Genomic DNA, 13,292 nt, shown 5'->3' with positions numbered 1-13,292 from the left:
GACACACTCCATTGGTTACGACGTGAGCGGCAGCACACCCTGCCGGTGCACAAGGCAAGATACATCGTGTTCACCTGGCACGCCCGATTACACCTTCCTTTCTGTGGTGACGCATACGCTCGGCCGGGCGGGGCTGTGCGCCGAGACGCCCATTACCCTGAGGGGCGATGACTTCGCCGAATGCGGTTCCCGACCGGATGCTCACGCGGATCGGTGGGCTGCTGCGCAAGGCCGAATCCACCGATAACGAGCACGAAGCGGAGGCCTTCCTCGCTGCGGCGCAGCGGCTCGCGACCCGGTCCTCGATCGACCTCACGGTGGCTCGTGCTCATGTGGCCGGGCGTGAGCGCAGGCCGACGCCGATACAGCGCATCATCCCGATCGGCGAGCCGGGGAAGAAGGGGCTGCGCACCTACGTCCAGTTGTTCGTCGCGATCGCCTCGGCCAATGATGTGCGCTGCGATGTTGCGCGGACCTCGACCCAGGTCTACGCGTATGGCTTCGACTCCGATATCGACGCCTGCGAGGCGCTCTACGCCAGCCTGCTGGTGCAGATGGTGCGTGCCTCGGATCACTACATCAAATCCGGTCAGTATCGCTCGGCGACGGTGGAGAAGATCGTCGTCGAGAAGAAGTGGGGCAGGCGGGTGCAGCGCCGGGTGCAGGCTCCGGTCGCGCCGGTGACGGCGCGGCTGAATTTCCAGATGGCCTTCGCCGCGCGCATCGGGCGTCGACTCGCCGAGGTGAAGTCCGAGGTCGAGGCCGAGGCGGTGGCGCCGGAGGCGGCGGGCACCGGCACGGCGCTCGCACTGCGCGACAAGGAACTCGAGCTCACCGATTTCTACTCCCGCACCTCCGAGGCGCGCGGCACCTGGCGTGGACCGCAGGCGTCCGCGGGACATTCGGCGGCGGCCCGGCGCGCGGGCGACCGGGCGGGTAAGGCCGCTCGACTGGGTATGTCGCCGGAACTCAGCGCGGCCCGTGGACAATTGACGGAGGGCGACGGCAGCTGAGGGGGCGGCGATGAGTGTGCGAGATGCGCAGCGCGCCAAGGTCTATGACGCCGAGCAGTTGGTGCGCGGGGTCTTCGATCGCGCCAATGAACACGGCAGCCGCACGGTGGAGCTGTACGGTTCGCAGATCACCCTGCCGATCGAACGCCGTTTCGCCTCGGTCGACTCCGTGCAGGCCTATGCTGACAAGGTGCTCGCACTCAATTGGGTTCGGGCGCAATGGGATAGAGCCTCGGTCCCGGTGCGGGTCCGGTCGCGTGCCGGAGCGGCCGCGGCCCACTACGAGGCCGCCGACGCGGTCCTGGCGGTGCCTTTACATGCCGGCGGGACCGCGTGGGCGCTCCGGGAGCTGGTGGTATTGCACGAACTGGCGCACCACCTCGAACCGGCGGCGGCATCGGTGGCCCCGCACGGACCCGAATTCTGCACGCGCTACCTGGAATTGGTCGACGGAATCATTGGCCCGGAGGCCGCGCTGGTCCTCCGGACGAGCCTGCTCGGCTGCGGGGTCCGCTTCGGATGAGGCGGTTGAGCTTTCCCCTGTGTCCGGCGGGCAACGGACCGTCGAATACCGCAGAGCCGGCCGGAGGATAACCCTCCGGCCGGCTTTCCCTCACCTGCGCAGAACCCCAGCCCCGTCCGGAGCGAGTCTTACGAGCGACCCGTTCGCGGCCGAGCGGCCAACAAATCAAGCACCGATGATGAATGCTTCCAGCTGCTCCCGGGCGATATCGTCGGCGAGCTGCTTGGGCGGGGACTTCATCAGGTAGGCCGAGGCCGGAATGACCGGGCCGCCGATGCCGCGGTCCAGGGCGATCTTCGCCGCGCGCACCGCGTCGATGATGATGCCCGCCGAGTTCGGCGAGTCCCAGACCTCGAGCTTGTACTCCAGGTTCAGCGGCACGTCGCCGAAGGCGCGACCCTCGAGACGCACGTAGGCCCACTTGCGGTCGTCGAGCCAGCCGACGTGGTCGGACGGGCCGATGTGCACATCGTTGGCGCCCAGTTCCTTCTTCAGGTTGCTGGTGACGGCCTGGGTCTTGGAGATCTTCTTCGACTCCAGACGCTCGCGCTCGAGCATGTTCTTGAAGTCCATGTTGCCGCCGACGTTGAGCTGCATGGTGCGGTCCAGCTGCACGCCGCGGTCCTCGAACAGCTTGGCCATCACGCGGTGGGTGATGGTCGCGCCGACCTGGCTCTTGATGTCGTCACCGACGATCGGGATGCCCGCGTCGACGAACTTCTGCGCCCAGACCGGGTCGGAGGCGATGAAGACCGGCAGCGCGTTGACGAAGGCGACGCCCGCGTCGATGGCGCACTGGGCGTAGAACTTGTCGGCCTCCTCCGAACCCACCGGCAGGTAGGAAACCAGCACGTCGACCTGGGCGTCCTTCAGCGCCTTGACGACGTCGACCGGCTCGGCCTCGGACAGCTCGATGGTCTGGGCGTAGTACTTGCCGATGCCGTCCAGCGTCGGACCACGCTGCACGACCACATCGCTCGGCGGCACGTCGGAGATCTTGATGGTGTTGTTCTCGCTCGCGAAGATGGCCTCGGCGAGGTCGAAGCCGACCTTCTTGGCGTCCACGTCGAACGCGGCCACGAACTTGACGTCGCGGACGTGGTACGGGCCGAACTTGACGTGCATCAGGCCGGGCACGGTCGAGGTTTCGTCCGCGTCCTTGTAGTACTGCACACCCTGGACCAGGGAGGAGGCGCAGTTGCCAACGCCCACAATGGCCACGCGAACTTCTGTGGCGCTACCAGCCTTATTGGTATCACTCATGGCCGATGTTTCCCTCTTTCTGTGGTGCCGCCTTCGTTGATTGCTCCGCCGCAATCAACTCGTTGAGCCAGCGCACTTCGCGCTCGCTTGATTCCAGACCGAGCTGGTGGAGCTGGCGGGTGTAGCGGTCCAGCGACCCGCTGGCCCGCTTTATCGCCTCCCGCAATCCCTCTCGGCGCTCCTCGACCTGTCGCCGCCTGCCCTCCAGGATCCGCATCCGCGCTTCCGCGGGGGTGCGGCTGAAGAACGCCAGGTGGACGCCGAAGCCGTCGTCGGTGTAGTTCTGCGGTCCGGTGTCGGCGAGCAGTTCGTGGAACCGCTCGCGGCCGACCGGAGTCAGCTGGTAGACCCGCCGGGCGCGGCGGGTGACCGCGCCTTCGGGCAGCTCCTCCGCGATCAGTCCATCCGCCTGCATACGTCGCAGGGTCGGATAGAGCGAACCGTAGGAGAAGGCCCGAAACGCCCCGAGCAGGCCGGTCAGCCGCTTGCGCAGCTCGTACCCGTGCATGGGCGATTCGAGGAGCAGCCCGAGGATTGCCAGCTCGAGCATCGGGCTTCACCCCCTGACGTGTGTACAGACCTAACCAATGGATGCGACTTTCCACTATATCGGAGCGATACATCTATGCACAGTCGTCACCGATATAACACCGGTTCGTGCTGGTGGCGGGGGTTTATTCGGTGGGCGGACGGACGTCGAGGACCTCGCCGCCGAGGGTGACAGATCGATCGCACTTGCCCGCGGCGCGGGGTCCTCGTGACCGGTCACGAGGAAACCCGTCACGGCCGCGAGTACCGCGGTCGCCGCGACGGCGCCCCGGAACCAGCCGCGCCGACGCGAACGCGGTCGCCGCGGCGGCATCGGCACGGCGCTGTAGGTCCGACACCAGTTCCGTCAGCTCGCCGAGTGTCTTGGCCGCGGCCGCGAGCTCGGTGAATGCCTCGTGTTCGTCCGCGGTGAGCTGCCCGTCGGCCCTGGCGCCGTCGAGTACCCGCACCGTTGCGGCGCGATCCACCTCACGGGCGCGGGTGCGTCCCGGATAACTTCCGGAGAATCGTCGGCGGTGCAGCATATTTCGCGATTTCTGCGGCCGCTGTTCGGTGAGATCGGTTACCGCCGTCGGTGATTGCAGATCGGCGACGAGATCTTCCAACTCCCCCAGCGTCTTCGCGGCGGCAGCCTTCGCGGTCCGGTCGTGATACTCGTCGGCTCCGAGTTGCCCTTCCGCGTAGGCGGCATCCAGCACACCGGACGCATGGGCACGATCGAGGTCACGCGCTCGCATGCGCCCGGAAGCCGTGGTGGACACAGATGAATCGTAATCGGCTACCGCCTGGTCAGCGTGCCAACCGCGGGCGATCGCCGACGCGACCATGCCAAAACGCTTCGCGCTGCGCGAGTCCTGCGAAACGCCTGGTCGCCCCGCCCGCCCGCCTGACCGAAAAGGGCCGCGAACACGCGTCCCGCCAGCGCCGCAAATCAGACGCGGCTACTCTGGTTCTCGTGCGAAATCAGCGGCAGGTCGTCGACTACGCGCTCCGGCGCAAGTCGCTGCTGGCTGACGTCTATGCGGGCCGGGTCGATGTCGCCGAGGTATGTGATGCAAATCCCTACCTCCTGCGTGCGGCTAAGTTTCACGGCCGGGGGAGCGAGGTTACGTGCCCTATCTGCCGGAAAGAACAGCTGACGCTCGTATCCTGGGTCTACGGCGACGGCCTTGGACCGATGGCTGGTTCGGCTCGCGCACCCGAGGAGCTGTTACGCCTCGCCGAGACTCGCGAGGAGTTCTCGGTCCATGTCGTCGAGGTATGCCGGAGCTGCAGCTGGAATCATCTGGTGCAGTCCTATGTGCTCGGTACCGCGCCGGCGCCCCCGCGCCGACGCACCGGTACCCGGGCGAACCGGCGCACCGCCGCCGAATGAAGTGCCTGGTCACCTGCCCGTCCGGTGCTCTGCCGGTGGGTAATGACATGCGGAGTCACCATGCCTCCGTCGCGGCGACGGCCACGAACGCACCGAGCAACGCAGTCCGATACGAGTTATGGAGATCTTGTCAGTGAATTCGCCCTACGAGACTTCCCCCTACGGCGATGAACCGCACGGCGGCCGCACTCAGCGAAGTTCACAACCGGCTCCGAACCCGAATCGACGCCAGGCGCCCCCGCCGCCGGGCTTCCGTCCGCCGCCCCCGCCGCCCGGCGGCCCCCGTCAAGGTGGCCAGCCGTACGGCGGTCCCAATGGCGCGCCGCCACGCGGTCCGCAGCCCCCGCAGCGCCCCGGCCCACCGCCGCCGCGCCCGCAGGGCCGTCCGCAGCCGGGTCCCGGCGCACCGGGCGGTCCGCAGGCGACCCAGAAGATCCAACGGCCCGGCCAACCTCCGGCCAGGCCCGGCTCGCTGAGCGAAGCGGTCGCCGAGCGCAATCGTCGCTCCGGCCCGGCCACCGGCTCTCGGCCCGCCGTGGGTTCCCGGCCTGCCGTGGACGCACGACCCGGCGTCGACGCGCGACCCGGCGCGGATCGGACCCGCAGGCCCAATGGCGCGACCACCGGTGAGCGCCGGGCGACCGCGGGCGGGCCGCCCTCCGGTCCGCCGCCACGTCGCGGCGGCGGCGGTGGGGACGGTTCCGGCGGGCCGGGCAGGCGTCGTCCCGGCCAGCAGCGGAAGTTCCCCTGGAAGGCCGTGCGACGCACCCTCTACGTGTTGACGGCGCTGGCCATCGTGCTACCGAGCGCGGTCTTCCTGGTCGCCTACTCCACGGTGTCGGTGCCCCAGCCCGGCGATCTGAAGACGAACCAGGTCGCGGTGATCTACGCCAGCGACGGCACCAGCGTGCTCAGCAAGGTGGTGCCGCCGCAGGGCAATCGCACCGAGGTGACCATCGACCAGATTCCGCCGCATGTGCGCAACGCGGTGATCGCCGCCGAGGACCGGGACTTCTACACCAACCCCGGCTTCTCCATCTCCGGCTTCGTGCGCGCCGCCCGCGACAATGTGCTCGGTAAGGAAAGCGCGGGCGGTGGTTCCACCATCACCCAGCAGTACGTGAAGAACGCGCTGGTCGGTGACGAACGCTCGCTGACCCGAAAGATGCGCGAGCTGGTCATCTCGGCGAAGATGGCGCGGCAGTGGGGCAAGGACGAGATTCTCGCGGCCTACCTCAACACCATCTACTTCGGCCGGGGCGCCTATGGCATCGATGCCGCCGCCAAGTCCTACTTCGACAAGCCGGTGAGCGAGCTGACCCCCGCCGAGGGCGCGGTGCTGGCCGCCACCATCCAGCTCCCGTCGTTGCTCGATCCGGAGAAGAATCCCGAGGGCGCCAAAACGCGGTGGAACTACGTGCTGGACGGCATGGTCGAGGGGGGCAATCTGAAGGCCACCGACCGGCAGGGCATGCAGTACCCGAAGGTGGTGTCGGCCGCCGCGGCCCAGGACAAGACCCTGGACTCCGGCCCGGAAGGTCTGATCAAGACCCAGGTGCTCGAGGAGCTCTCGACGGCGGGGATCAGCGAGCAACAGCTCAATACCTCCGGACTGCAGATCACCACCACCATCGATGCCACGATGCAGCAGGCCGCGGTCGACGCCGCCACCTCGAAGATGCAGGGCGAGCCGGAACAGCTGCGGACCGCCGTGGTGTCGATCGATCCGCGCACCGGCGCGGTGCGCGCCTATTACGGCGGCAGCGACGGTCAGGGCTACGACTTCGCCAATGCCGGTCTGCAGACCGGTTCGTCGTTCAAGGTGGTCGGTCTCGCCGCGAATCTGGAGCAGGGCATCCCGCTGTCCCAGATGTACGACAGCTCCCCGATCACGGTGAACGGCATCAAGATCACCAACGTCGAGGGCGAGGCGTGTGGTCAGTGCACCATTGCCGAGGCACTCAAGCGTTCGCTGAACACCAGCTTCTACCGAATGCAGATCGATATGGGCAACGGCCCGCAGAAGATCGCCGATATGGGCCACAAGCTGGGCATTCCGGACTCCCTTCCCGGTGTGCCGCAAACGCTCAGCGAGCCCGACGGCTCGGGTCCCAACAACGGCATCGTGCTCGGCCAGTACCAGGCGCGGCCGCTGGATATGGCCTCGGTGTACGCGACCTTGGCCGCGTCCGGCGTCTACCACGCACCGCACTTCGTCCAGAAGGTCGTGACCGCGGACGGTCAGGTGCTGCTCGACCGCGGTGACGTCGCGGGCGAGCAGCGGGTGTCGGCGGCGGTCGCCGATAACGCGACCGCGGCGATGAAGCCGATCGCGGCCTATTCGCGCAACCACAACCTGGCGGGCGGCCGGGAGTCGGCATCCAAGACCGGTACCGCGCAGCTCGGCGACACCGGTGAGAACAAGGACACCTGGATGGTCGGCTACACCCCGTCGCTGTCCACCGCGGTCTGGGTCGGCAGCGTCGACAACTCGCCGCTGCGCAACTACGGCGGCGCCATGATCTACGGTTCCGGTCTGGCGTCCGATATCTGGAAGTCCACCATGGACGGCGCCCTCAAGGGCACCCCCAACGAGACCTTCCCGAAGCCGGCCCCGATCAAGGGCCAGTCCGGTGTTCCCGAATGGACCGCGCCGTACACCCCGCCGTCTTCGACCGCGCCCGCATTCGTGCCCCCGGTGGTGATCGCGCCGACCCAGGTCGAGATCCTGCCCGGCATCACCATTCCGGTGCCCGGCGTGCAGCCCAATCCGCAGACCCAGCAGCAGCAGCCGCAGCAGCGCGAGGAAACCGGTCCGCTGCCGGGTCAGCCGATCGCACCCAGCGGTGGCGCCCAGCCGTCCGGCTCCCGCCCGAACGGCAATGCGAACGGAAACGAGAGCAACGACGACGGACCGACCAACCCCCGACCGACCCGCAGTCGCTAGCCGCGGATCCGCACCTCCCCCCGGCCGTCTGCGGGCGGCGGGGGGAGTAGACCCGGGCGCGGCTATTACGCTCGGATACCGTGACCGATCAGCAACTGGTGGATGAGCGGACGTACGGGATCGGGCCGCAGTCCAGTGGGGGTCAGGCCGGCGGGGCACAGTCGATTTCACCGGCTCCGCTCGCGCCGGACCTGAGATCGGCCGACGAACGAGATCGGCCGAGCCGCAACGATTCCCTGACCGCGCAACTGTCCACGGTGGTCGGCGGGCCGGTCGGTGATCACGCGCTGATCGGCCGGGTCCGATTCTGGACGCCGCTGCGGGTGCTGTTCATGCTCGCGCTGATCTTCCTCGCCCTCGGCTGGGCGAGTAAGGCGGGCTGCATCCAGCAGACCCCCGGCCCCGATGGCAGGCCGACGCTGGACTGGAACAACGGCCGCCAGTACGTCGCGATGTGCTACTCGGACACGGTGCCGCTCTACGGCGCCGAACGATTGGACGAGGGTGCCTTCCCGTACAAGAAGCAGTGGACCGAGGACACGCCCGACGGCGGCACCGAGACCCGGTATATGGAATATCCGGTGCTATCCGGCCTGTACCAGTACCTCGGCATGCAGATCGCCAAGACCTGGGACGCCGCGCCGCTGCCCGGTGCACTACAGGTGGTCATCTACTTCAATGTGATCGCGGTGGGCCTGGCCCTTGCCTGGTTGATCACGGTCTGGGCCTCGGCGATGCTCGCCGGGCGACGGGTCTGGGATGCCGCGCTGATCGCCTGTTCGCCGCTGGTGCTGGTGCACGCCTTCACCAATTTCGACGCGCTGGCCACGGCGTTCGCCGCGACCGGCATGCTCGCCTGGGCTCGCAGACGGCCGGTGCTTGCCGGTGTGCTGCTCGGACTCGGCGGGGCGGCCAAGCTGTACCCGCTGCTCCTGCTCGGACCGATCGTGGTGCTGTGCCTGCGCACCGATCCCATGCAGAGGGTGCCGAGCACCCGTTCGGGGCTGCTGCGCCTGCGCGATATCGACGGCGTGCCCGCGGTGCGGACCTGGCTGCGACAGATCCCGGACCGCATCCGATTGCTGAGCCTGCGACCGCTCGGCGCGGCGGCGGTGACGGTCGCCGGGGCGCTGGGCACCTGGCTGGCGGTGAACCTGCCGATCGCGCTGCTCTTCCCCGAGGGTTGGCGGGAGTTCTTCCGTCTCAACACCACCCGGCACGCCGACCCGGACTCCGTCTACAACGTGATCACGTCGTTCACCGGTTGGCCCGGCTTCGACGGCTATCTGACCCACGGCGATGCCCCGGCCATCCTCAATATTGTCTCGCTGCTGCTGTTCGTGCTGGCCTGCCTGGCGATCGGCTATATCGCGCTGACCGCGCCGCGCCGGCCGCGGCTGGCCCCGCTGTGCTTCCTGGTCGTCGCGGCCTTCCTGCTGACGAATAAGGTGTGGAGCCCGCAGTACTCGCTGTGGCTGGTCCCGCTGGCCGTACTGGCCTTGCCGCACCGGCGAATCCTGTTGGCCTGGATGACGATCGACGCGCTGGTGTGGGTACCGCGCATGTTCTACTACCTGGGCCTGGACCGGAAGGGCCTGCCCGAGCAGTGGTTCACCGGCACGGTGATCGTGCGCGACCTCGCCGTGGTGGCACTGTGCGGGCTGATCGTGCGGCAGATCTATCGGCCCGAGGAGGATCTGGTGCGCCGCGATTTCGTCGACGATCCGGGCGGCGGGATCGTCGATCGCGCACCGGACCCGCTGCTGCCGTGGTTGCCGGAACCGTTGCGGCCCAAGGCAGCCCCGGCTCGCACGGGCTGATTCGTCACTCGGAGCGCAGCAGGCGGGCCTGACGGTCCGGATCCCGCGGCAGCAGATCCAATTCCAGTTGCCACGCGCTCGCGGTCCACGGATCGAACAGCGGGGTGTCGTCGACCGTCGGCAGGTGCCTGCACGATTGCGACAGCATGGCCACCGTGCTGTCGTCGGACTCCGATTCGTCGCTGCCCACGATCACAATGGAGAGCCCGATCAGGTCGCCGCGGGCGATCAGGGAACCGATGCGCAGTGCGTCCGAGGCCTGGTAGCCGTGCGGGAAATCGGCCGCGAGCAGCACTCGATGCACCTCGGGCGGTGTGAAATTGCCGCTGCTGTATGCCATTTCGGCGAGTTCGGCGGCATCGGCGAGGGCCTGTAGCCGGGGCGAGATATCGGCGTGGTCGGTGACCACCGGACCGTTCAGTACCGTGGCCAGCGGGGCGAGTAGCCCGCCGAACGCACCGGTCAGATCGATCACATCGATGCTGGTGCGCCGGCCTGGGTCGGCGACCAGCAGCCGGGCCAGCAGCGCGCCGACCACCGGGACGACCGCGCTGGAATGCTCGGTATCGATCCACAGCGGCCGGGTCAGCGGCACCGGGACGCAGTACGGCACGCGCAGCGGGCCGCGTTCGATCGCGTAGAGCTCACCGAGCCGGATACCGTCGCTCGGCTTCGGCGGACCGTCCCAGGCGGGTGAGTGCCAAGAGGCCAGCGCGGGCGGCAACTGCCGGTCGGCATCGGCGAGCTCGCGCATCAGTTGTTCGGTGTCGCGCCGGTGATTACCCTCCGCGGAGGCGATCAATTCGTCACTGCGGCGCTGCGCGGCCTCGCGGGCGGCCCCCGCGGCCGGGGTATTGCGGGTCGCGGGATCCGCTACCGCGGCGGACAATTCGGTGTCCAGCCGCTTGGACGCGTAGTCGCGGGCCGAGATGAGAGCGGCCGCCGAGCGGGCGGCGTCCTCGAAGATCATCCACAGCCGTTCCAGGCCGTGCGCCACCTCTACGGGCGCCGGCCCGGTCGGATGCTCGCCCGGGCGCGGTCCGGCGATGGTGTCGCGGCCCGTCGATTCGACGGGCGCCGACGGCTCGACCGGCCCGTCCACTTCGACGCCGTGCGCGGACAACAACACCGCCATACCGCCCGCGTAGCCCTGACCGACGGCACGCACCTTCCACTCGGCGCCGCGCCGATACACCTCCAAGCAGATCAGCGCGGTCTCCCCCGCCGTCGGCGTGATCGCGAATTCGGCCGTGACCGAATCGCTTCCGGCCAGCGACGCGGTCACCGGGCCGAGCCCGCCGGAAGGGACGGGCGCGGCCGGATCGGCGCTGACCACCAACAGCACCGCCTTGGCGTCCGCGCGCACCTGGGCGAGGGTGATCGTCACCTCCTCCGCGGTCACCGTGACGCCGGGCGTGGCGGGCTGGTTGTAGAAGACGAAGTCCCCGGGCTCGATGACCCGCAAGTTCTCCGCTACCACCAGTGCGGAAACATCCAGGGCAGCCCCGGCTTTCGCGCTGAATCGGACGACATCGGCGGCCAGTGGCATATTCTGACCGGCCTTCAGCTGCATCACGTTGTCTACCCTGCTGTATGGCCTCAGTTGGCCGAAAGGAACCGGCCCAACTGCGGAATCGCCTCACCGGGATGCTTGGCCTGGAAGCCCTCGCCGAGGGCCTGCATTTTCCAGTCGGCGCCGACCCGGTAGACCTTCGCCATGGCCATCGCGGTGAACGGCATCCCGCCCGCGAGGGTGTACCTGGCCAATTCCGCATTGTTCGTGCCGTCGACCAAGCGGCAGAACGCATTCTGCACCTGCTCGAAGGTGTGGCCCTTGTACGAGGTCACGATGAATATCAGCGTGCTGATATGGGCCGGGACCCGGGTCAGATCGACCAGGATCACCTCGTCGTCACCCTCGCCCTCACCGGTCAGGTTGTCACCCTGGTGGCGGACCGAACCGTCCTTCGACGAAAGCTGGCCGTAGTAGGCGTAATCCGCCGGATTCGCATCGGCGAACATGATGACCGACCCGTCGAGGTCGATATCGACGGTGCGGTTCCCGAACATGCCGCGGCTCTGCACCGGATCCCACCCGAGACCCATCTTGACGAAGGTCAGCGCGGTGCCGCCCTCCTTGCGGAGGGTGACCTTCTGCCCCTTCTGCAGGCTGACCGGGCGGTCCTTGCTCAGGCTCACCTCGCCGGTGGGCTGTGGCGCGGCCTGCTGCGGGGGCGGCGGATAGCCCGGCCCGGATGCGGGCGGAGGGTAGCCGGCGCCGGGCGGCGGCGGATAACCCTGTCCCGGCGGCGGGTATGCGCCGGTGGCCGCGTACTGCGGCGCCTGCTGGGTCGGCGGCGGGGCCGGAACGGGCGGCGGGGCCGGGGTTGGGGCGGGCGCGGCCGCGGTGGCGGGCGCCTCGTCGACGGTCACGCCGTGGTCGGTGACGAGCGCGGCGAATCCGCCCGCGTATCCCTGTCCGACCGCGCGCACCTTCCACGCGCCCTGTCGCCGGTACAGCTCGAGGGCGATGACGATCGACTCGCTCTGCAACCCGTCGATCTGATACTCGTACAACCGATTACCGGCCGAATCCGAGACCACCGCGGTCGGCGGCGCGAACCGCCCGAAGCTGCTGGAGGCGTCGTCGAGGGTGATCACCGCCCGGATCTGATCGATATCCGGCGGCACCGCGCTCAGCGAGACGGCCAGCGAGGCGGCCTGTCCGGCCGGTGCGGGCTGCAGATTCACGCCGGGTCCATTGGGCTGATTGAAAAATACGAAGTCCGCGTCGGATCGGACCTTGCCCCGCTCGGTCACCAGGAGCGCGGACAGATCCGCGGGTGCCGTGAGCTGGACGGAGATCACCACGTCATTGGTGGCCAACGGACCGTTCTGGCCCTTGGCGAGTAATGCGGACAAGGTCGACCCTTCGCTTGTCGGTGCTTTCGACTGCCACTCTACGAGAAACGGGCTCCGCGCGGCCGGAGTAAACGCCGGAGACGACACGGACTAGAGCCGCGGCATCGGTTAGTGTGACGACACACGGGAGATCGGGTGGGACACATCTGCGCGGTGCTACGCGATCTACGGGGTGCGGGAACTTCCCGCGGAACACAGTTGGAAGTGGCGATAACTCCCACATTCCCGGACGAGACAGCAGGCAAACTCCCCCATGGCGCAACTGTTCGAACAGTCGAAAAAGGTGATCGAGGCGCACCTCGCCGGAACCAGTGTCCGCGCGATCTCCGGCTCGATGATCGCCTATGAAGGAAATATCCAGTTCAAGGCCGCGGGTTTCGGCGGCGGCGACGGAGTGCTCGCCGGCCTGAAGCGACGCGCCACCGGCGAAAAGCTGTCGCTGATGGAATGCGGCGGCAACGGCAGGGTCTTCTTCGCGGTCAACGGCCAGAACGTCACCGTGGTCAACCTCAACGGCGACACGCTGCAGGTCGAATCCCAGCAGCTGCTCGCGTTCGCGGGCAACCTGCGCACCGATGTGCGGTTCGCCGGTGTGCGCGGCGCCTCAACGGGTGCGGGCCTTTTCACCACCACCGTCTCCGGGCAGGGCCAGGTGGCGCTGCTCTCGGCGGGTGGGCCGCTGATCCACCTCGAGGTGTCGCAGCAGTATCCGCTGGTCGTCGACCCCGACGCGTTCGTCGCCGCGCAGGGCAACCTGCAGCAGTCGTTCGTGACCGACATGTCGTGGCGCACCGTGGTCGGCCAGGACGCGGGCGAGGCATTCTCGCTGCGCTGGGAGGGCCAGGGCGTCGTGTTGATCCAACCGGCGGAACGGTAAGGG

General features: G+C 68.2%; 11 protein-coding genes and 1 pseudogene. 6 read left to right on the top strand and 6 right to left on the bottom strand.

Annotated features, from left to right (window positions below; translation table 11 throughout):
- The first annotated feature begins 167 nt into the window (after positions 1-167).
- Both AB0H61_RS12605 and AB0H61_RS12600 read left to right on the top strand, forming a co-directional pair.
- Entirely contained in the window at positions 168-1,013 is an 846-nt protein-coding gene (locus tag AB0H61_RS12605; RefSeq protein ID WP_357302692.1) for a DUF2786 domain-containing protein, read from the top strand.
- 10 nt (positions 1,014-1,023) lie between these two features.
- Positions 1,024-1,536, top strand: a complete 513-nt coding sequence (locus AB0H61_RS12600) for a TIGR04338 family metallohydrolase (RefSeq protein ID WP_357302689.1) — start codon at positions 1,024-1,026, stop codon at positions 1,534-1,536.
- A gap of 165 nt (positions 1,537-1,701) precedes the next feature.
- Here AB0H61_RS12600 and AB0H61_RS12595 read toward each other — a convergent pair whose 3' ends face one another.
- The 4 genes and pseudogenes from AB0H61_RS12595 to AB0H61_RS12580 form a co-directional block, all read right to left on the bottom strand.
- Positions 1,702-2,799, bottom strand: coding sequence for an inositol-3-phosphate synthase (locus AB0H61_RS12595; protein WP_357302687.1), 1,098 nt, complete (start codon positions 2,797-2,799; stop codon positions 1,702-1,704).
- Complete coding sequence (locus AB0H61_RS12590) at positions 2,792-3,349, bottom strand: PadR family transcriptional regulator (RefSeq protein WP_357302685.1); 558 nt, start codon at positions 3,347-3,349, stop codon at positions 2,792-2,794. The genes AB0H61_RS12595 and AB0H61_RS12590 overlap by 8 nt, the downstream gene beginning before the upstream one ends.
- A gap of 124 nt (positions 3,350-3,473) precedes the next feature.
- Positions 3,474-3,872: a DUF1707 domain-containing protein gene (locus AB0H61_RS12585; RefSeq protein WP_357303190.1), complete on the bottom strand. Its 399-nt coding sequence runs from the start codon at positions 3,870-3,872 to the stop codon at positions 3,474-3,476.
- Positions 3,873-3,920: 48 nt separating this feature from the next.
- Positions 3,921-4,109, bottom strand: a pseudogene (locus tag AB0H61_RS12580) (DUF1707 domain-containing protein); the annotation flags it as partial.
- A gap of 194 nt (positions 4,110-4,303) precedes the next feature.
- Here AB0H61_RS12580 and AB0H61_RS12575 point away from each other — a divergent pair.
- The 3 genes from AB0H61_RS12575 (at position 4,304) to AB0H61_RS12565 (ending at position 9,490) form a co-directional block, all read left to right on the top strand.
- The gene (locus tag AB0H61_RS12575) at positions 4,304-4,723 is read left to right on the top strand and encodes a DUF5318 domain-containing protein (RefSeq protein WP_357302682.1); all 420 of its coding nucleotides are present in this window, start codon (positions 4,304-4,306) and stop codon (positions 4,721-4,723) included.
- 757 nt (positions 4,724-5,480) lie between these two features.
- Complete coding sequence (locus AB0H61_RS12570) at positions 5,481-7,670, top strand: transglycosylase domain-containing protein (protein ID WP_357303188.1); 2,190 nt, start codon at positions 5,481-5,483, stop codon at positions 7,668-7,670.
- 119 nt (positions 7,671-7,789) lie between these two features.
- Positions 7,790-9,490 (top strand): glycosyltransferase 87 family protein, encoded by a 1,701-nt coding sequence (locus AB0H61_RS12565; RefSeq protein ID WP_357303185.1) that lies wholly within the window; start codon positions 7,790-7,792, stop codon positions 9,488-9,490.
- 4 nt (positions 9,491-9,494) lie between these two features.
- Here the strand turns inward: AB0H61_RS12565 and AB0H61_RS12560 are convergent, their stop codons facing one another.
- Both AB0H61_RS12560 and AB0H61_RS12555 read right to left on the bottom strand, forming a co-directional pair.
- A complete protein-coding gene (locus AB0H61_RS12560; RefSeq protein ID WP_357303182.1) occupies positions 9,495-11,063 on the bottom strand; it encodes a TerD family protein in 1,569 nt (522 codons plus the stop codon).
- A gap of 26 nt (positions 11,064-11,089) precedes the next feature.
- Positions 11,090-12,412 (bottom strand): TerD family protein, encoded by a 1,323-nt coding sequence (locus AB0H61_RS12555; RefSeq protein ID WP_357302679.1) that lies wholly within the window; start codon positions 12,410-12,412, stop codon positions 11,090-11,092.
- A 253-nt stretch (positions 12,413-12,665) separates the two neighbouring features.
- Here AB0H61_RS12555 and AB0H61_RS12550 point away from each other — a divergent pair, with 253 nt between their 5' ends.
- Complete coding sequence (locus tag AB0H61_RS12550; RefSeq protein ID WP_357302676.1) at positions 12,666-13,289, top strand: AIM24 family protein; 624 nt, start codon at positions 12,666-12,668, stop codon at positions 13,287-13,289.
- Positions 13,290-13,292: the final 3 nt, after the last annotated feature.

This window comes from Nocardia sp. NPDC050710 (assembly GCF_040654375.1).
GTDB lineage: Bacteria > Actinomycetota > Actinomycetes > Mycobacteriales > Mycobacteriaceae > Nocardia.
This window is presented reverse-complemented; position numbering and strand designations above follow the sequence as displayed.

What these genes read in the sequence shown, in the direction of transcription:
- AB0H61_RS12605 (WP_357302692.1), top strand. Translation starts at nt 168, where the DNA reads ATGACTTCGCCGAATGCGGTTCCCGACCGGATGCTCACGCGGATCGGT.
- AB0H61_RS12600 (WP_357302689.1), top strand. Translation starts at nt 1,024, where the DNA reads ATGAGTGTGCGAGATGCGCAGCGCGCCAAGGTCTATGACGCCGAGCAG.
- AB0H61_RS12595 (WP_357302687.1), bottom strand. Translation starts at nt 2,799, where the DNA reads ATGAGTGATACCAATAAGGCTGGTAGCGCCACAGAAGTTCGCGTGGCC.
- AB0H61_RS12590 (WP_357302685.1), bottom strand. Translation starts at nt 3,349, where the DNA reads ATGCTCGAGCTGGCAATCCTCGGGCTGCTCCTCGAATCGCCCATGCAC.
- AB0H61_RS12585 (WP_357303190.1), bottom strand. Translation starts at nt 3,872, where the DNA reads ATGCTGCACCGCCGACGATTCTCCGGAAGTTATCCGGGACGCACCCGC.
- AB0H61_RS12560 (WP_357303182.1), bottom strand. Translation starts at nt 11,063, where the DNA reads ATGCAGCTGAAGGCCGGTCAGAATATGCCACTGGCCGCCGATGTCGTC.
- AB0H61_RS12550 (WP_357302676.1), top strand. Translation starts at nt 12,666, where the DNA reads ATGGCGCAACTGTTCGAACAGTCGAAAAAGGTGATCGAGGCGCACCTC.